Annotated in this window: 19 protein-coding genes and 1 pseudogene; 11 read left to right on the top strand and 9 right to left on the bottom strand. The window is 61.9% G+C overall.

The window, feature by feature from the left end:
• The first annotated feature begins 263 nt into the window (after positions 1 to 263).
• Positions 264 to 914 carry a YceH family protein gene (locus tag FIV39_RS29270; RefSeq protein ID WP_065926946.1) on the top strand — a complete coding sequence of 217 codons (651 nt, stop codon included), beginning with the start codon at positions 264 to 266 and terminating at the stop codon, positions 912 to 914.
• A 120-nt stretch (positions 915 to 1,034) separates the two neighbouring features.
• On the opposite strand, the gene FIV39_RS29265 is transcribed toward FIV39_RS29270, so the two are convergent.
• Positions 1,035 to 1,853 (bottom strand): shikimate 5-dehydrogenase, encoded by an 819-nt coding sequence (locus tag FIV39_RS29265; RefSeq protein WP_090402144.1) that lies wholly within the window; start codon positions 1,851 to 1,853, stop codon positions 1,035 to 1,037.
• A 156-nt stretch (positions 1,854 to 2,009) separates the two neighbouring features.
• Here FIV39_RS29265 and FIV39_RS29260 point away from each other — a divergent pair, with 156 nt between their 5' ends.
• From FIV39_RS29260 to FIV39_RS29250, 3 genes are all read left to right on the top strand, one after another.
• The gene (locus FIV39_RS29260; protein ID WP_090402142.1) at positions 2,010 to 2,366 is read left to right on the top strand and encodes a hypothetical protein; all 357 of its coding nucleotides are present in this window, start codon (positions 2,010 to 2,012) and stop codon (positions 2,364 to 2,366) included.
• A 233-nt stretch (positions 2,367 to 2,599) separates the two neighbouring features.
• Positions 2,600 to 2,794: a hypothetical protein gene (locus FIV39_RS29255; RefSeq protein WP_003173044.1), complete on the top strand. Its 195-nt coding sequence runs from the start codon at positions 2,600 to 2,602 to the stop codon at positions 2,792 to 2,794.
• Positions 2,795 to 2,885: 91 nt separating this feature from the next.
• Positions 2,886 to 3,065 (top strand): hypothetical protein, encoded by a 180-nt coding sequence (locus tag FIV39_RS29250; protein ID WP_090402140.1) that lies wholly within the window; start codon positions 2,886 to 2,888, stop codon positions 3,063 to 3,065.
• A 16-nt stretch (positions 3,066 to 3,081) separates the two neighbouring features.
• Here the strand turns inward: FIV39_RS29250 and FIV39_RS29245 are convergent, their stop codons facing one another.
• Positions 3,082 to 4,149, bottom strand: a complete 1,068-nt coding sequence (locus tag FIV39_RS29245; protein WP_090402138.1) for an AI-2E family transporter — start codon at positions 4,147 to 4,149, stop codon at positions 3,082 to 3,084.
• 161 nt (positions 4,150 to 4,310) lie between these two features.
• Between FIV39_RS29245 and trhP the strand changes: the two genes are divergently transcribed.
• Positions 4,311 to 5,630, top strand: coding sequence for a prephenate-dependent tRNA uridine(34) hydroxylase TrhP (gene trhP / locus FIV39_RS29240; protein WP_090402136.1), 1,320 nt, complete (start codon positions 4,311 to 4,313; stop codon positions 5,628 to 5,630).
• On the opposite strand, the gene FIV39_RS34065 is transcribed toward trhP, so the two are convergent.
• From FIV39_RS34065 to FIV39_RS29210, 7 genes and pseudogenes are all read right to left on the bottom strand, one after another.
• Positions 5,627 to 6,382: a methyl-accepting chemotaxis protein gene (locus FIV39_RS34065; RefSeq protein WP_371920979.1), complete on the bottom strand. Its 756-nt coding sequence runs from the start codon at positions 6,380 to 6,382 to the stop codon at positions 5,627 to 5,629. The two genes, trhP and FIV39_RS34065, sit on opposite strands and share 4 nt — an antisense overlap.
• 102 nt (positions 6,383 to 6,484) lie before the next feature.
• Positions 6,485 to 7,306, bottom strand: a pseudogene (locus FIV39_RS34060) (cache domain-containing protein); the annotation flags it as partial.
• A 61-nt stretch (positions 7,307 to 7,367) separates the two neighbouring features.
• Positions 7,368 to 8,687, bottom strand: a complete 1,320-nt coding sequence (locus tag FIV39_RS29230; RefSeq protein WP_167361148.1) for a Na+/H+ antiporter family protein — start codon at positions 8,685 to 8,687, stop codon at positions 7,368 to 7,370.
• Positions 8,688 to 8,944: 257 nt separating this feature from the next.
• Complete coding sequence (locus tag FIV39_RS29225; protein ID WP_090402130.1) at positions 8,945 to 10,264, bottom strand: sensor histidine kinase; 1,320 nt, start codon at positions 10,262 to 10,264, stop codon at positions 8,945 to 8,947.
• Positions 10,261 to 10,929, bottom strand: coding sequence for a response regulator transcription factor (locus FIV39_RS29220; RefSeq protein WP_027603141.1), 669 nt, complete (start codon positions 10,927 to 10,929; stop codon positions 10,261 to 10,263). Before FIV39_RS29220 ends, FIV39_RS29225 begins: the two co-directional genes overlap by 4 nt.
• The gene (locus FIV39_RS29215; RefSeq protein ID WP_090402128.1) at positions 10,929 to 11,240 is read right to left on the bottom strand and encodes a PepSY domain-containing protein; all 312 of its coding nucleotides are present in this window, start codon (positions 11,238 to 11,240) and stop codon (positions 10,929 to 10,931) included. Before FIV39_RS29215 ends, FIV39_RS29220 begins: the two co-directional genes overlap by 1 nt.
• The gene (locus tag FIV39_RS29210) at positions 11,240 to 11,542 is read right to left on the bottom strand and encodes a PepSY domain-containing protein (RefSeq protein ID WP_090402125.1); all 303 of its coding nucleotides are present in this window, start codon (positions 11,540 to 11,542) and stop codon (positions 11,240 to 11,242) included. Before FIV39_RS29210 ends, FIV39_RS29215 begins: the two co-directional genes overlap by 1 nt.
• Positions 11,543 to 11,735: 193 nt before the next feature.
• Between FIV39_RS29210 and FIV39_RS29205 the strand changes: the two genes are divergently transcribed.
• The 6 genes from FIV39_RS29205 to codA all read left to right on the top strand — a co-directional run bounded on the left by FIV39_RS29205 (position 11,736) and on the right by codA (position 17,887).
• On the top strand, positions 11,736 to 12,815 hold the full coding sequence (locus FIV39_RS29205) for a patatin-like phospholipase domain-containing protein (protein ID WP_090402122.1): 1,080 nt from the start codon (positions 11,736 to 11,738) through the stop codon (positions 12,813 to 12,815).
• Between the two features lie 77 nt (positions 12,816 to 12,892).
• Positions 12,893 to 13,249: a 6-carboxytetrahydropterin synthase QueD gene (gene queD / locus FIV39_RS29200; RefSeq protein ID WP_003190259.1), complete on the top strand. Its 357-nt coding sequence runs from the start codon at positions 12,893 to 12,895 to the stop codon at positions 13,247 to 13,249.
• Positions 13,250 to 13,345: 96 nt separating this feature from the next.
• On the top strand, positions 13,346 to 13,969 hold the full coding sequence (locus tag FIV39_RS29195) for an NUDIX hydrolase (protein WP_090402120.1): 624 nt from the start codon (positions 13,346 to 13,348) through the stop codon (positions 13,967 to 13,969).
• A 190-nt stretch (positions 13,970 to 14,159) separates the two neighbouring features.
• Positions 14,160 to 15,422: a cytosine permease gene (codB, locus tag FIV39_RS29190; protein WP_090402118.1), complete on the top strand. Its 1,263-nt coding sequence runs from the start codon at positions 14,160 to 14,162 to the stop codon at positions 15,420 to 15,422.
• Positions 15,419 to 16,624: a PucR family transcriptional regulator gene (locus tag FIV39_RS29185; RefSeq protein WP_090402117.1), complete on the top strand. Its 1,206-nt coding sequence runs from the start codon at positions 15,419 to 15,421 to the stop codon at positions 16,622 to 16,624. The genes codB and FIV39_RS29185 overlap by 4 nt, the downstream gene beginning before the upstream one ends.
• A 27-nt stretch (positions 16,625 to 16,651) precedes the next feature.
• On the top strand, positions 16,652 to 17,887 hold the full coding sequence (gene codA / locus FIV39_RS29180) for a cytosine deaminase (RefSeq protein ID WP_090402115.1): 1,236 nt from the start codon (positions 16,652 to 16,654) through the stop codon (positions 17,885 to 17,887).
• The last annotated feature ends 6 nt before the right edge of the window (positions 17,888 to 17,893 follow it).

Below are 17,893 nucleotides of genomic sequence, written 5' to 3'. Positions count from 1 at the left end.
AATTAAGGAGGAACCCTGTAACTGTGGCGAGCGGGCTTGCCACGCGCTGGGCTGCGAAGCAGCCCCAAAGCACAGCTCCGGACCTGCCTGGCACACTGCAGCGCTCTTATTGGGGCTGCTGCGCAGCCCAGCGCGGGGCAAGCCCGCTCGCCACAGGTTACTGTTTGCCCGTTCTATCTCTTAACTGACTGGCATTACGCCAGGCGCTTGTCTTTTATTTTTTCCGGCTTACGCTAGTGCGTTCACAGCATAGGGAAAGCGCGATGACCGCCGAGCACGACACCGACACCCCTGAGCCGCGCCTGAACAGCACGGAAATTCGCGTCCTGGGTTGCCTGATCGAAAAACAGGCGACCAACCCGGAAACCTACCCCCTGACCCTCAACGCCCTGGTCCTGGCCTGCAACCAGAAGACCAGCCGCGAACCGGTGATGAACCTGAGCCAGGGCCAGGTTGGCCAGAGTCTGCGTGCACTGGAAGGCCAAGGCTTCACGCGTCTGGTGATGGGCAGCCGCGCCGACCGTTGGGAGCATCGCGTGGACAAGGCGCTGGAACTGGTACCGGCCCAGGTGATCCTGACCGGGCTGCTGTTCTTGCGTGGGCCGCAGACGGTCAACGAACTGCTGACCCGCAGCGGGCGCATGCATGACTTCGAAGATGCCGAGCAGGTGGTGCACCAGTTGGAACGCCTGATTGCCCGCGGGCTGGCGCTGCTGGTGCCGCGCCAGGCGGGGCAGCGGGAAGATCGCTATACCCATGCGCTGGGCGATCCGGCGGACATCGAGGTGATTATCGCCGCACGGGGAAGCCCGGTGGAACGCTCTGCCGGCGCAGTCTCGCTGGATCGTATCGAAGAGCTTGAAGCGCGAATTGCAGCTCTGGAAGAGCGGTTGGCGCAACTGGAACAGGCCTGACGCGGTAAAAATGTGGGAGGGGGCTTGCTCCCGATAGCGGTGTATCAGGCAATGAAAGTGTTGACTGACCCAGCGCTATCGGGAGCAAGCCCCCTCCCACATTTAGAGCTGCAGTGGCCTTCAGTTGCGGGCGAAGGCTACTGCCTTCTGGAACTGTTCATCCGTAGGCCGCACGCCGGTATAAAGCACAAACTGCTCCAACGCCTGGATCGCAATCACCTCCAGCCCGGTAATCACCCGCTTGCCTTTGGCACGACCGCGCACGATCAATGGTGTTTCGGCGGGGATCGCTACCACATCGAAGACAGTATCTGCTGCATCCACGGCATCCGCCTCAAACGCCAGGGCATCCGCCTCGGCCCCACCCGTCATGCCGATGGGCGTCACGTTGATCAGCATCTGCGGGCGCAGTTCACCCAGCCCAGCCCGCCATTCGTACCCCAGGTTCCGGGCCAATGCCCGCCCCGCTGCCTCGTTGCGCGCCACGATCACGCCATTGGCATAGCCACCGTCGCGCAAGGCGCTGGCCACGGCCTTGGCCATGCCGCCGCTGCCACGCAGGGCAAAGGTCGAGTCTTTAGGCACGGCATGCTTTTTGAGCAATTGTTCGATGGCGATGTAGTCGGTGTTGTAGGCCTTGAGGTGCCCGTCGGTGTTCACGATGGTGTTGAGGGAGTCGATGGCTTGAACCGAATCGTCCAGTTCGTCCACCAAGGCAATGGCGGCTTCCTTGAAGGGCATCGACACCCCGCAACCACGCACGCCCAATGCACGGATACCACCTATCGCGCCGGGCAAATCCTGGCTGCTGAAGGCTTTATAGTAAAAGTTCAGACCCAGCTGTTCGTACAGGTGGTTATGAAAACGCAGGCCAAAGTTCCCGGGACGCGCCGACAGTGACATGCACAACTGGGTGTCCTTGTTGGGGTGCATCTGCATGGATAACTCCTTTGAGTAAGCAAATCGGTACAGACCTTACACAACCTTTACCTATCGGCCGTGCTGTTTTTCAGAAATACGTTGTCTTAAAAGTATCCCCGCGACATTACTTGAGTCTATTGATTGCAGACCACAAGCGCAGGGGCTAACCGAGGAATGACCATGATTCGTACAATCCCCAAGATCGCCTTGCTGGTAGGTGCACTCGCTATGGCAGGCCAAGCCTCCGCCCACGGTGGTGGTGGATGGGGTGGCCCAGCCGTCTTGGGTGCGCTGGTCGGCGCCGCCGTAGTGGGCTCCGTGGTTGCCAGCCAACCCCGTGAGGTCTATGTGCAGCAGCCGGTCTATGTGCAACCGCAGCCGGTGTATGCCGCGCCGCCGCCGGTCTACTACGCACCACCGCCACCGGTGTACGTGCAACAGGAAGTTTATTACCGCCCGGCGCCGGTCTATTACGGTCCACCGCGCGGCTACTATGGCCCTCCCCACGGCTACTACCGCCGCGGCTGGTAAGTCTCAACCGTCACACATGAAACAGGCCTCGCCCACTCGCGGGGCCTTTTTTTGTGGGTAACGTCCGGATTTATCCTGCCAAGGTCGCTCTGAGGACAATGCCCAGACTGCAATCCCACACTATTAAGGTCGAAAGTCTACTTGCCCGAACGGGGCTCACGCTGTCATGTTTGTGTCACGACACACTCTCACTATCAATCCTGTCCACTCAATAACAACAAGGACGACTGACCATGCCCACACAAAACCCGCATCGCACCGCTGGCCTCTGTACGTCCAGCAAGGTCTACAGCGCCCTCACGGAGCTCAAGCACCTGGAAGGCCACCGCAGCGCCAAGTTTCTCGCGCTGCTGGCGGAAAACCTGGTGCGCAAAGGCCTGCTTAATGAGCAGGAAGTGGTGAGCATGCTCGATCAAGTGGTCGACTGACGCCTTCCGTTGATGTCGACTATCGAGCCAGATGATTTTTCCTGAGCGCCTGCGCCCCGTAAGGTGACCTCCATAGCGATTGGAGGTTCTTATGCCCACTGTTCAAATCATGTCCGTCATTGGCAGCGCCGTCCCCGCCCCGCTCCGAGAGCTGGGTTTGCTCGCCTGCTGGTACCTGGTTCGCGACGGCGAAGCCATCAGCGGCCCGCTGACGACTAAAGAAGCAGCAGAGAAGCAGTTGCAAGCTACAAGCTACAAACTTAAAGCTTGAAGCTTGAAGCTGCCCCCTACGGCAACGGCAGCTTGACCCGCGGCTTGCTTTCGACAAACAGCGCCCAACTGGACATAAACAGCGCCGCCACCAGCGGCCCGATCACAAACCCATTAAGGCCGAATACCGACAGGCCGCCCAGGGTCGAGATCAGAATCAGGTAGTCCGGCATCTTGGTGTCCTTGCCCACCAGGATCGGTCGCAGCACGTTGTCCACCAGACCGATCACAAACACGCCGAACAGGCCCAACACCACGCCCTGCCAGATCGAACCGCTCAACAGGAAGTAGGCCGCCACCGGCCCCCACACAATCCCCGCACCTACCGCCGGCAGCAGTGACAGAAACGCCATCAACACCGCCCAGAGCAACGCGCTGGGAATGTCCAGAAACCAGAAGATCAAACCACCCAGCGCGCCCTGGGTCACGGCCACCAGCACGTTGCCCTTGACCGTCGCACGCACCACCCGATTGAACTTGAGCTGCAACCGACGCTTCTGCGGCTCGGCCAACGGCACCGCCGTGCGTACCTTGCGCACCAGTTCCGGGCCGTCGCGCAGCAGGAAGAACAGCAGGTACAACATGATGAAAAAACTCACCAGGAAATCAAATGTGCCCTGGCCGAAGCTGAACGCCTGGGTGGCAAAGAACTGGCTGCCCTGCATCGCGCTCTTGACGATCTTCTCGCGCAGCCCTTCCAGGTTGCCCATACCGAAACGGTCCAGCAGGTGCTGGAAGTACGGCGGCAGGAAGTTCTTGAACTGCTCAATATAGCCGGCCACATCCAGTTTGCCGCTCTCGACATTTTTATAGAGTGTGGCGCCCTCTTGCACCAGCAGAGCGCTGGTAATGATCACCGGCAGAATCGCGATCACCAGGCACACCATCAAGGTGGTCAGGGACGTCAGGTTGCGGTTCCAGCCGAAGCGCTGCTGCAGGCGGCGCTGCATCGGCGCAAAGATGATGCCGAGGATCACCGCCCAGAACACCGCACCGTAGAACGGCAGCAATATCCAGATAAAGGCGACGGTCACCAGGGCCAGCAGTAACAGCAGGGTCTTGAATTGCAGGTTGGTTTGATTCATGTCCGATCCATGTCAAAAAAGCAGGCCGCGCGTTTGCGTCCAGCTGCTTAGTCCACCGCAAATCCTGGGAGTGCCATCTTTGTTGCGGTAAGCGTAGACCCAGATCAATAAAGCCCGGCACACGTTCGGCTACGCTCGCGGCCTTTTGCGACCTGATCCCCATGCCTCTCGTCCTTGCCCCCGAACTGCTCGCCCCCGCCGGCACCCTGAAAAACATGCGCTACGCCTTCGCCTACGGCGCCGACGCGGTCTACGCCGGCCAGCCGCGCTACAGCCTGCGGGTGCGCAACAACGAGTTTGACCACGCCAACCTGGCGCTCGGCATCCAGGAAGCCCACGCGCTGGGCAAGCGGTTCTACGTGGTGGTGAACATCGCGCCGCACAATGCCAAGCTCAAGACGTTCCTCAAGGACCTCGCCCCGGTGATCGCCATGGGCCCGGATGCGCTGATCATGTCCGACCCGGGCCTGATCATGCTGGTGCGCCGGCACTTCCCGATGATGCCGATCCACCTGTCGGTGCAGGCCAATACGGTGAACTGGGCCAGCGTGGAGTTCTGGCAGCAGCAAGGGATTTGCCGGGTGATCCTGTCGCGGGAGCTGTCCCTGGAAGAAATCGGCGAGATTCGCCAGCAGGTGCCGGCCATGGAGCTGGAAGTGTTTGTGCACGGCGCCTTGTGCATGGCCTATTCCGGGCGCTGTCTGCTCTCCGGCTACATGAACAAGCGTGACGCCAACCAGGGCACCTGCACCAATGCCTGCCGCTGGAAATACCAGGCTACCCCGGCGGTGGAAAACGCCACGGGCGATATTGTCCAGGTGTATCAACCGGAACCCACACTGGGAATCGGCGCGCCTACCGACCAGGTCTTCCTGCTGCAGGAAGCCAACCGCCCCGACGAGCAGATGCCCGCCTTCGAGGATGAACACGGCACCTACATCATGAATGCCAAGGACCTGCGCGCCGTGCAACATGTGGAGCGCCTGACCCACATGGGCGTGCATTCGCTGAAGATCGAAGGCCGCACCAAATCGCATTTCTACTGCGCACGCACGACCCAGGTGTATCGCCAGGCAATCGATGATGCCGTGGCCGGCCGTGCGTTTGACCGCAACCTGATGACCAACCTGGAATCCCTGGCCCAACGCGGCTACACCGAAGGTTTCCTGCGCCGCCATGTTCACGACGAATACCAGAACTACCAGAACGGCAGCTCAGTGTCCGAGCGCCAGCAGTTTGTCGGCGAGTTGACCGGTGAGCGCCGTGGCGAGCTGGCCGAGGTCAAGGTGAAGAACCGCTTTGCGGTGGGCAATCACCTGGAACTGATGACACCCGCCGGCAACTTCCACTTTGACCTGGCCAGCCTGCACAACACCAAAGGCGAAGCCATCGACGTGGCGCCTGGGGATGGGCACACGGTGTATGTGCCCCTGCCGGCCGAGATGGATTTGCGCTTTGGCCTGTTGATGCGCGACGTCTAGATCCTGAACTGACCGACCAATTGCCCCAGCCGCTGACCAAGGTCCGCCAGACTGCGCGAGGTCTGGGCGCCCAACTGCGTTTCATCGGCCACGCTGTCCACCGCCACGGCAATCTGATGCACGCTGCGGTTGATCTCTTCGGCGACGGCGGTCTGTTCTTCGGCGGCGCTGGCAATCTGCGCGTTCATCGAGTTGATGGTGCCGATCAACTGGGCCATGGTGTCCAGGGACGCCCCGGCTTCGTTGGCCTTGGCCGAGGTGCCATCGCCCGCATCGCTGGAGCGGCGCATCGCATCCATGGCAGCCTCGGTGCCTTTTTGCAGGCGGTCGATCATGCCCTGGATTTCCTGGGTGCTGGTTTGCGTGCGGCTGGCCAGGGCGCGCACCTCGTCGGCGACCACGGCAAAACCACGCCCGGCCTCCCCTGCCCGCGCGGCCTCGATCGCTGCGTTGAGCGCCAGCAGGTTGGTTTGTTCGGCAATCGAGCGGATCACGCCGAGCACGCTGACAATCGACGACACGTCCTGCTTCAGGCTGTCGAGGGAGACACCGCTGCTGCGGATGTCATTCACCAGCGCATGGATCTGCGCGATGCTACCGTCCACCACACGCTTGGCGGCCTGGCCTTCGGCGTCGGTCTGTTGCGCGGCCACGGAGGCGCCTTGGGCACTGCGCGCCACTTCTTGCGCAGCGGAGGACATCTGGTTGATGGCGGTGGCGACTTGGTCGGTCTCGTGACGCTGGCGCTCCATGGCCTGCTCCGAGCGCTGGGCCTGGTCCGACACCTGGCTGACCAGGCCGGTGAGCTGGGTAGTCATCTCGGTGATCTGGCGCACCAGGCCGTGGATTTTGTCGACAAAGCGGTTGAACGCACCAGCCAGGTCACCCAGCTCGTCCTGGCTGGTGATGGCCAGGCGGCGAGTCAAATCGCCTTCGCCGGCAGCAATGTCGTCGAGGTTGGCTTTCATCAAATGCAGCGGGCGCAGGATGGTGTTGGCCAGCAAGATGCCGGCGGCGGCGATCACCAACAGCACCACCACGGCCACGCCGAGGATGCTCAGCAGCACGCCTTCCATGCGCTTCTCGACCTTGGCCTCAACCACCGCCACTTGGGCTTCGATGCCATCCAGGTTCACCGAGGTACCGATGACCATGTCCCACTTGGGCAGATATTCGGTGTAGCCCATCTTGGGCACCAACTCGGTCTGGCCGGGCTGGGTCGAGCTGTATTGCAGGTAGTGGGTGCCGTCCTTGCCGACCTTGACCAGGTCGCGGTTGACGTAGACACCGTTGGGATCACGGTTGTCCTTGAAGCTCTTGCCCACGCCGTCGGGGCTGTTGCCCTTGAACAGACGGATGGTCTCGGAGTCGTAGCCAAAGAAGTAACCGTCCTTGCCGTAGCTGGTGTTGGACAGCAGCTTGACCACCTCGGCCCGCGCCGCCGTATCGCCGGGCGAGGCCGCGTCGTAGAGCGGCTTGATGGTGGTCATGGCCACTTCCACATAGCTTTGCAGAGTGGCCTTGGCGTTATTGAGCAAGCGCTGGCGGGTTTCATCCACCTCGTTGCGCGCTTGCCCCTGGAGGATCCACACGGTGGTCAGGCTGATCACCACGGCGAACAGCAACACCGGCACAACGGCGAGGGACAGGACTTTGGCCTTCAGACTCAGACGCATGGCTTTTCTCTCTTATTTGGCGACTTGAGAGGTTATCGGCCTGCGGCGGTGAATCTGTAGATCAGAGTGTCATCGCCGCAAACCAGCCAAACGCCAGCAACGGGATGTTGTAGTGCAGGAACGTCGGCACCACGGTGTCCCAGATATGGTGATGCTGGCCGTCGATATTCAGGCCGGAGGTCGGGCCAAGGGTGGAGTCCGAGGCGGGCGAACCGGCATCGCCCAACGCCCCGGCAGTGCCGACGATGCACACGATGGCCAGCGGGCTGAAGCCCAACTGCACACACAGCGGCACGAAAATCGCCGCGAGGATCGGCACCGTGGAAAACGACGAGCCGATGCCCATGGTCACCAGCAGCCCCACCAGCAACATCAACAACGCGCCCACCCCACGGCTATGACCGATGAACGCCGCCGAGGCCTCTACCAGCGAGCGCACGTCGCCGGTGGCCTTGAGCACCTCGGCAAAGCCTGACGAGGCGATCATGATGAAGCCGATCATCGCCATCATCTTCATGCCTTCGGTGAACAGGTCGTCGGTGTCGCGCCAGCGCACGATGCCCGACACCGAGAAAATCAGGAACCCGGCCAGGGCACCGATGATCATCGAGTCCAGCCACAACTGGATGATGAACGCCGAGGCAATCGCCAGGCCGGCCACCAGCAGGGTCAACGGGTTGTACTGCACCGCCACCTGCTCGACCCGCTCGATTTTCTCCAGGTCATACACACGCTTCTTGCGGTAGCTGACAAACACCGCCACCAGCAGCCCGACCACCATGCCCAGCGCCGGCAGGCTCATGGCGTGGGTGACGTTGACCTGGCTGATGTCCACGCCACTCTTGGCCACATTGGCCAGCAGGATCTGGTTGAGGAAAATATTGCCGAAGCCCACCGGCAGGAACATGTACGGCGTGATCAGGCCAAAGGTCATCACGCAGGCGATCAGGCGCCGGTCCAGCTGCAACTTGGTCAGCACATACAGCAGCGGCGGCACCAGCAACGGGATAAACGCGATATGGATCGGCAGGATGTTCTGCGACGCGATCGCGACCACCCACAGCAGGCCGATCAGCAGCCATTTGACATGGTTGCCGCCGGTGGCTTCCTGACGGTCGACCAGCAGCAAGGCCTTGTCCGCCAGGGCGTGGGCCAGGCCGGACTTGGCAATCGCCACGGCGAAAGCGCCGAGCAAGGCGTAGGACAAGGCCACGGTCGCACCACCACCCAAACCGCCGTTGAACGCCTTGAGCGTGGCTTCGATGCCCAGGCCACCGGTAAGGCCGCCCACCAGGGCGCCGACGATAATGGCGATGACCACGTGCACGCGGGACAGACTGAGCACCAGCATGGTGCCGACCGCGGCGATGACTGCGTTAATCATGGTTACCTCAAGCAGAAACATAAAAACAGGCATGCCCGCGCCCAGGCAACCATCGGGTGGCAGCCAGCGTGCAGGCTTGAAAGAGGTCTTATTAGAGGGCGCGCACTTTGCAGCAGGCCGGGCCGCATGTCAAAAAACGGCGCCGCTTTCAGGTTTAAATTGAACGATTGAACAAAGAAAACTCCGCAGTGGCGATACAAAGGCTCTCTGAGTTTTTAGGTTAAGGACGCCCCCACATGTTGATCTACGGTGTGTCAGCTATGGCGTTTGGGCAATTCGATCAACGCCTTCAAGCCGCCCAGCTCGCTCTCCTGCAACTGCAACACCCCGCCCCACACCTCGACAATATCGCGCACGATCCCCAGTCCCAGGCCATGGCCGTCGATCTGTTCGTCCAGGCGTGCCCCCCGGCTGAATACCTGGTCCCGTTGGGCCTCGGGAATGCCGGGGCCGTCATCTTCCACCGCCAGCAGGTAACTGTGCGGCGTCTCGTTGACGCTCAAGCGCACCTCGGCATCCGCCCATTTGCAGGCGTTGTCCAGCAGGTTGCCGAGCAGCTCCAGCAAATCCTCGCGGTCCCAGGGCAGTTGCAGCCCCGGCGCGACGTGGTAAGTGAGGTCCAGGTGTTCGCCGTGGATCATGCTCAAGGTGGCGAGCAGGCCGGGCAGTTCTTTTTCGCAGTCGAACAAGGCACCCGGCAACGTCTCACCGGCCAGGCGGGCGCGATTGAGTTCGCGGTTGAGGCGTTGTTGCACCTGCTCCAATTGCTCGCGCAACAGTTTGCTCAGTTCGGGGTGATCCTTGAGCGCCTCGCTCGACGCTGCGCTCAACAGCACCGCCAGTGGCGTTTTCAGTGCATGGCCGAGGTTGCCGAGGGCGTTGCGCGAACGTTTGAGACTGTCTTCGGTGTGAGCCAGCAGGTGGTTGATCTGGGCGACCAGTGGTTCCAGCTCCAGCGGCACGTGGGTGTCGAGTTGCGAGCGTTGGCCTTGTTGCAACTGGGCGATCTGGTTACGCGCGGTTTCCAGCGGGCGCAAGGCGCGACGTACGGTGACTCGCTGCAAAAACAACACCAGCAGCAACGCCGCCAGCCCCAGCACCAGGCCGATCCGACGCATCAGGCGAAAGCTTTCCCGCACCGGGGTGTAGTCCTGCGCCACGCTGATGGAAATCGATTGGCCGAAGCGTTTGTAGTCCGAACGCAGTACCAGCAATTGCTGGCCTTCCGGCCCCAACTGCAGGTTGCCCTTGAGCCCAGCCTCCGGCAGCTGGGGTAACTCCTGGTCCCACAGCGAACGAGAGCGCCAGTGAATGTTGGCAAAATCAATACGGAAGTAATGCCCGGAAAACGGTCGCTGGTAAGCCGGCGACAGGCGCTGTTCATCCAGCTGTACACCGTTTGGCCCGCGTACCAGGGCGACCAGCAGATTCTCGGCATCGTTGCGCAGCCCGGCTTCCAGGTAGCGTTGCAAACCGGCCTCGAACAACCACAGGCTGGTTTGCGCCAGCACCACGCCGACGATCACCATCACGCTGATCAGGCCCAGGCTCAGGCGGCGCTGAATCGACTTCATGCAGGGCTGGCGCCGAACCGGTAACCCTGGCCACGCCGGGTTTCGATCACGCTGCGGCCGAGCTTGCGACGCAGGTGGTTGACGTGCACTTCCAGCACGTTGGAGTCGCGCTCGGTCTCGCCGTCGTATAGGTGCTCGGCCAGGTGGCTTTTCGAGAGGATCTGTTCGGGGTGCAACATGAAGTAGCGCAACAGGCGAAATTCAGCGGCCGTCAGTTGGATCTCATCGCCGTCGCGCAGTACGCATTGGCGTCCTTCGTCCAGATGCAGGCCAGCGGCTTGCAAGGTAGGTTGGTTGGCCTGCCCGTGGGAACGGCGCAACAGCGCCTGGATGCGCAGGTGCAGCTCTTCGGGGTGAAAGGGTTTGCTCAGGTAATCGTCGGCACCGGCCTTGAGCCCTTCGATGCGCTCGGCCCAGGAATCGCGGGCCGTGAGGATCAACACCGGGGTGGCCAACGCGGCGGCACGCCATTGCGCCAACACTTCAAGGCCAGGCAAACCGGGCAGACCGAGGTCGAGGATGATCAGGTCGTAGGGTTCGCTGCGGCCCTGGTACGCGGCGTCACGGCCATCGGCCAGCCAGTCGACGGCATAACCCTGGCGTTGCAGGCCGGCCAGCAGTTCATCGGCCAGGGGTACGTTGTCTTCCACCAGGAGCAGGCGCATCAGTCTTCCTCGTCTTTGATCAGTACACCGTTAGTGGCGTCGAGCTTGATCTCGCGCACCACACCGTCGGTGGTCACCAATTCCACTTCGTAGGCATATTGGCCGTGCTTTTTCTCAAGCTCGGCTTCCAGCAAGCGTGAGCCGGGATACCGCGCCATGGCTTGCTGCAACAGTTGCTCCAGGGGCAGGATCACTCCCTGCTGGCGCAGCGCCAGGGCTTCATCCTGGTTGAGGTCGCGGGCCTGCAAGCCTGAGCAAAACACCACCAGCACCAGCGCCGCTCGACTGCCGGCGCGTAAATTAACCTTCATTACGTATCCTGATGATTCTTGAGAACCTGCCCGGTGAGCGCGTCCAATTCGACCTCCCATTCAATGCCGTCGGCATCTTGCAGTTCGATTTCATAGACATACTTGCCGTAAGCCTCGTCCAGGTCGGTGTCCAGCAGCGTTGAACCGGGGTGCAAAGCCTGGGCTGTAGCTTCGAGCTGGTCGAAAGCGACAATTGTAACAGTGGCGGGCACGGTCAGTGGTTTGTCGGGGTCCACGGCTCCGGCCAGAGTCGCCGTGGAGACGATGATAGAGGCGGCGACCAGAGCAGTAAGGCGTTTCATGATGAGTCTCCGTTACCGATGTTTTTCCTACATCGGCCACGGTATCTGCTGCAACTTAACTGAAACTGAATTGCCACCATGGCAATTTCCAGCAGGCACGACGGGCTACGATGTTTATTCAGGATTCACGCGGTATCGTTAACGTTTTTCGCGAGCACGCTTGCTCCTACACCTCGCTTGAACAGAGACCGGTATGACAGCCATCCACATCAAGTTCCCCGCCCTGACCCTCAAGGCCGGTAAACGCGCCTTTACGCGCATTCGTGAACAAGGCCTTGCGCCTGCGGATGTCGGCATCCTTCCCGGTGCGGCCGGCGGCCCCAAGGCGCTGGGAATCCAGGGCCTGGACCTGGCGCTGTTCGGCGATTGGCTGCCGCGCGCGCCACGGGAACGCGCGTTGATCGGCGCATCGATCGGTTCCTGGCGGTTTGCCAGCGCCTGCCTGCCCGATCCGGTGCAAGGCCTGCTGGACCTCGGCCGCCTGTACAACGAACAAAGCTTTGCCAAAGGCGTGACCATGGCCGAAGTCAGCCGCAGCTGCCAGCGCATGCTCGACGACCTGCTGGCCGGCCGCGATGCGCGGGTGCTGGATAACCCCGACTACCGGCTGAACATCATGGTGGTCAAGAGCCACGGACTGCTCGCCGATGACCACCGCGGGCGCCTGGGCTTGGCCCTGTCATCGGTGATTGCCGACAACCTGCGCGGCCGTGCGCGGCTGGCGCGGCATTTCGAGCGGCTGATCATCCACGACCCGCGCCAGGCTCCGCCGGTGCATCCGTTGAAGGATTTTCCATCACGCTTTCTTGAGCTGGAACTCGGCAACCTGCGCCAGGCGCTGCTGGCGTCCGGTTCGATCCCCATGGTGATGCAAGGCGTGCGCGACCTGCCCGGAGCAGGCACCGGCACCTACCGCGACGGCGGCCTGTTGGACTACCACCTCGACCTGCCCTACCACGGCGACGACATCGTGCTGTACCCGCACTTCACCGACCGGGTCATCCCCGGCTGGTTCGACAAGGGCCTGCCATGGCGGCGCAGCAACCAGCAAGGCTTGCAGGATGTGTTGCTGCTGGCACCGTCCAAGGACTACCTGGCCCGCCTGCCCCACGGCAAACTGCCGGACCGCAGCGACTTCAAGCACTTCATGGGCGACGACCCGAGCCGCAACAAGTACTGGCAAACCGCGATGAGCGAGAGCCGGCGGCTGGGGGATGAGTTTCTGCAACTGGCCGATAACGGTGGCTTGGGCGAGCGCTTGCAGGCGCTCTGACCAAGCGGTATGCGCGGTACGGGATCAAGCTGTTAAACTCGCCGCCTGCCAGATACCTGACCGAGCTGAAAAATACTGTGGAAATCTTCAAAGAGTTTACCTTCGAGTCCGCCCACCGCCTGCCCCATGTACCGGAAGGCCACAAGTGCGGGCGCCTGCATGGGCATTCGTTCAAGGTGGCGATCCACCTGAGCGGCGATCTGGATCCCCATACCGGCTGGATTCGCGACTTCTCGGAGATCAAGGCGATTTTCAAGCCGCTCTACGAACGCCTCGACCACAACTACCTCAATGACATCCCAGGCCTGGAAAACCCCACCAGCGAAGTGCTGGCCAAGTGGATCTGGAATGAACTCAAACCTCTGCTGCCGGAGCTCAGTGCGATCCGCATCCACGAGACCTGCACCAGTGGCTGCATCTATCGCGGCGAGTAAACCGGCGATGTTAAAAAACCACCCTTGCGGTGGTTTTTTTGTGCCCCACGTAGCAACCTTCCACCCTTCCCTTTATTCGCAACCGAGGAGATGTCCATGGAAACAACCTGGCTGGCCCAAGCCAAACGCTTGCAAGCATTGGCCTCCACGGGGCTGCACTTTTGCACCGATGATTTCGAGCGCGAACGCCTCGAGGAAATTGCCGAGATAGCCCACAGCATGCTGGCGCAGTTGGGCAACGTGCCGTTGGAGCGCATCACCGGGCTGGTTTCGGATTTCGCCCAGCGCTATTCGACGCCGATGATCGACGTGCGTGGCGCGGTGATCGAGGGTGAGCGGATTCTGCTGGTGCGCGAAGCCACCGACGGTTGCTGGGCGCTGCCCGGTGGTTATGCCGATATCGGGCTGTCGGCGGCGGAAAATATCATCAAGGAAATTCGCGAGGAAGCCGGGCTCAGCGTCACGGCGCGCGCACTGTACAGCGTCACCCACAAGGCCAAGGGGTTGTACCGGCCGGATGTGCGGGATTTCTACAAGTTGTATTTCCTGTGTGACCGGGTGGATCAACTGGCGCCGGTGGCTGGGTTCGAGACCACCGAGGTAGGCTTTTTCAGCCTGGATGACCTGCCGCAGTTGTCCCGGGGACGCACCATCGAAAGTGATCTCGAGGCGGCGTTTGCCTTTCATCGCGGCGAGACCACGCAGACGCTGTTCGACTGATCCAATTTGTATCACTGCTGCACCGCTTTCGTGCCCGATTGGGCACTGCGAACACTCCCGCCTACGTTTCTCCCCGGTTTGGCTATAAATACTGTGCACAATGCACAGCGTCGACCGTGCGCCTGTCACTGCCGCTGATTTGGCACGCCCGGTGCAATAGGCCTGCGTCACTCATTCAGGGAGCACGGACATGACGCAGCAAGAACCGGGCAACGATTACCCCTTAAGCGAAGTCCCCATGCATGCGCGCAAAGGCCTGGCGTCGACCGCCATGGTGCTGTTGGGCTTCACCTTTTTTACCGCGACCATGTTTGCCGGCGGCAAGCTCGGGGTGGCGTTCAGTTTCACCCAGATGCTCGGCGTGGTGGCCTTGGGTAACCTGCTGTTGGGTATCTACGCCGCAGGCCTGGGTTACATCGCGTTCAAGAGCGGGCTGAACTCGGTGTTGATGGGCCGCTTCTGCTTTGGCGAGGTGGGCAGCAAGCTCAGTGACTTGATCCTCGGTTTCACCCAGATCGGCTGGTACGCCTGGGGCACCGCCACGGCCGCCGTGGTGCTCGGCAAGTATTTCGAGCTGAGCCAGGGCAGCGTGCTGGCGTTGATGGTGCTGTTCGGCCTGGTGTTTTGCGCCACGGCCTACGTGGGCTATCGCGGGCTGGAGATTCTGTCCTACATCGCGGTACCGGCCATGGGCCTGCTGCTGTTTCTGTCGATGTGGGTCGCCACGGTGAAAGTCGGCGGGCTGGATGGGCTGCTGGCGGTGGTGCCGACCGGCGAGCTGGACTTGTCGACGGCGATCACCCTGGTGTTCGGCACCTTTGTCAGCGGCGCCACCCAGGCCACCAACTGGACACGGTTTTCCCGCTCGGCCAAGGTCGCGGTGCTGGCCAGCCTGATCGGGTTCTTTATCGGCAATGGCTTGATGGTGCTGATCGGTGCCTATGGCGCCATCGTCTACCAGCAGCCCGACGTGGTCGAAGTGTTGCTGCTGCAAGGCTTCGCCATGGCGGCAATGGCCATGTTGCTGCTCAATATCTGGAGCACCCAGGACAACACCATCTACAACTTCGCCGTGGCCGGTTGCAACCTGCTGCGCACCCAGCGCCGCAAAACCGTGACCTTGGCGGGTGCGGTGATCGGCACCTTGCTGGCGTTGCTGGGCATGTACGACATGCTGGTGCCGTACCTGATCCTGCTGGGCACGGTGATTCCGCCGATTGGCGGGGTGATCATGGCGGACTTCTTCTACCGCTGGCGCGGCCACTACCCGCGCCTGGCGGATGCGCGCCTGCCGGCCTTCAACTGGGCCGGGCTGGTGGCGTACGCGGTGGGTACCGTGCTGGCGTTCAACTCGCCGTGGGTCGCGCCGTTGGTGGGTATCGCTGCTGCGTCGCTGACCTACATCGCACTTACCGCCGTGCTGCGCGTGCCTCTGGCTGATGCCCGGGCATGAGCCTGACGATTGCGGATGTACTGGCGTTGCCGGGCCTGGAATCCATGCGCCTGCGCGCCGGCGCAGCCGCCCTGGATAACGTCGTGCGTTGGCCGTATGTGGCGGAAAACAGCGGGATCGCCGAGTGGGTGCTGGGCGGTGAATTGGTGTTCGTCACCGGCATCAACCACCCACGGGATGAGGCCAATCTCCTGCTACTGCTGGACGAAGCCTGCCAGCGCCAAGTGGCCGGATTGGTGATCCTGACAGGAGCGACGTACATCCAGGCGATCCCCCCGCGATTGCTCGACGCCGCCGAAGCCGCTGGCATGCCGCTGATCGAGCAGCCCTACTCGCTGAAAATGGTGCTGGTGACCCAGGCGATTGGTTCGGCGCTGATCCAGTCCGAGCAGTTGGGGCGCTCGCGGCACGACGTGCTCGAGCGCTTGCTGACCGGGGATTATCAATCCCTGGATTTGCTGCTGCATCGGGCCGTGCAATTGGGTATGCCGCTGAACGGGCATTGGCAGGTTGTGCAATTGCAATTGGAAGGCAGTGAACTGCTGTTTGCCCAAGGCGACGCGGCACAGGTGGAGGCGCAGTTGGCGCGGCAACACGACGGTATCAGCCGGCGCTTGCGTCAACTATCGACAGTATTGCCGGTACTGGGGCGCGCCGGGCAATGGACCCTGCTGCTGCCGGCACCGGATGCCGTCACGGCCTTGATCAACCGCCAGCAATTGGCCAACTGGCTGAACCCGCTCAACCTGCGCCTGGCGCCACTGAAATTGTTTATCGGCCTGAGTGCCGCCGCACACCCACCCGCACGCCTGGCCCAGGCGCAGGACGAAGCGCGCCAGGCATTGGCCGCCGCGCGACGGTTCAGCGAACGTGCCGGCCTGTGCGTGTATGACGAACTGGGCGTGCTCAAGCTGCTCAGCGGCGTGCGTGATCGCGCCCTGCTCGACCAATTCCTCAATGAACGCCTGGGCCCGCTGCTGCGTCATGACCTGCACCACGGGCCCAGCCTGATGCCGACCCTGGAAGCCTGGTTTCACGAGAATGGTAACCTTGTGGCCGCCGCCCAGCGCCTGGCCGTACACCGCAATACCCTGACACACCGTGTCCAGCGCATCGAAGCCCTGTGCGGGCTGACGCTGGATAATGCCTATGACCGCCTGGACATCGGTATCGCCCTGATGATCTGGCGGCTGTCTGCCTGATTGTTTTTAGCCAAGAGGAACTTGCCCATGCACATCATCAACGCCCGCCTGCGCAACCGTGAAGGCCTGCATGATCTGCACCTGGAACACGGCCGGATCGCCAGTATCACCCCACAAACAACAGCGCCGGTAATGGCGGCCGATGACCTGGATGCGGCCGGCAACCTGGTGATACCGCCCTTCGTCGAACCGCATATTCACCTTGATGCCACCCTCACCGCCGGCGAACCGCGCTGGAACATGAGCGGCACCCTGTTCGAAGGCATCGAGTGCTGGGGCGAACGCAAGGCCACCATCACCGAGGAAGACACCAGGACCCGCGCCAAAAAAACCATCCAGGCCCTCGCCGCCCACGGCATCCAGCATGTACGCACCCATGTCGATGTGACCGACCCCGACCTCACGGCGCTCAAGGCCATGCTGCAAGTGCGCGAAGAAAGCACGCACCTGATCGACCTGCAAATCGTCGCTTTTCCCCAGGAAGGCATCGAGTCGTACCGCAACGGCCGCGAGCTGATGGAAGAAGCCATTCGCCTGGGCGCCGATGTGATCGGCGGCATCCCCCACTTTGAATACACCCGCGACCAAGGCGTGAGTTCAGTCAAGTTCCTGATGGACCTGGCCGAACGCACCGGCTGCCTGGTGGATGTGCACTGCGACGAAACCGACGACCCACATTCACGCTTCCTCGAAGTACTCGCCGAAGAAGCCCGCAGCCGCGACATGGGCGCCCGCGTCACTGCCAGCCACACCACGGCCATGGGCTCCTACGACAATGCCTACTGCGCCAAACTCTTCCGCCTGCTGGGGCACTCCGGGATCAGCTTCGTCTCTTGTCCCACCGAAAGCATCCACCTGCAGGGCCGCTTCGACAGCTTCCCGAAACGCCGCGGCGTCACCCGGGTCAACGAGTTGCTGGAGGCCGGCATGAACGTGTGCTTTGGCCAGGATTCCATCGTCGATCCCTGGTACCCGCTGGGCAACGGCAACATCCTGCGCGTGCTGGAAGCCGGTTTGCACATCTGCCATATGCTCGGCTACCGCAACCTGCAAAGCGCCCTCGACCTGGTGACCGACAACAGCGCCAAGGCCATGGCCCTGGGTGACCGTTATGGCCTTGAGGCCGGGCGTCCAGCCAACCTGTTGATCCTCTCGGCAGACAGTGACTACGAAATGGTCCGCAGCCAAGGGCTGCCGCTGTACTCGATTCGCAACGGCAAGGTGTTGATGAAGCGCCAGCCAGCGCAGGTGGAGTTTGTATAAGTACGC

The organism is Pseudomonas grimontii, assembly GCF_007858185.1.
Classification (GTDB): domain Bacteria; phylum Pseudomonadota; class Gammaproteobacteria; order Pseudomonadales; family Pseudomonadaceae; genus Aquipseudomonas; species Aquipseudomonas grimontii.
This window is presented reverse-complemented; position numbering and strand designations above follow the sequence as displayed.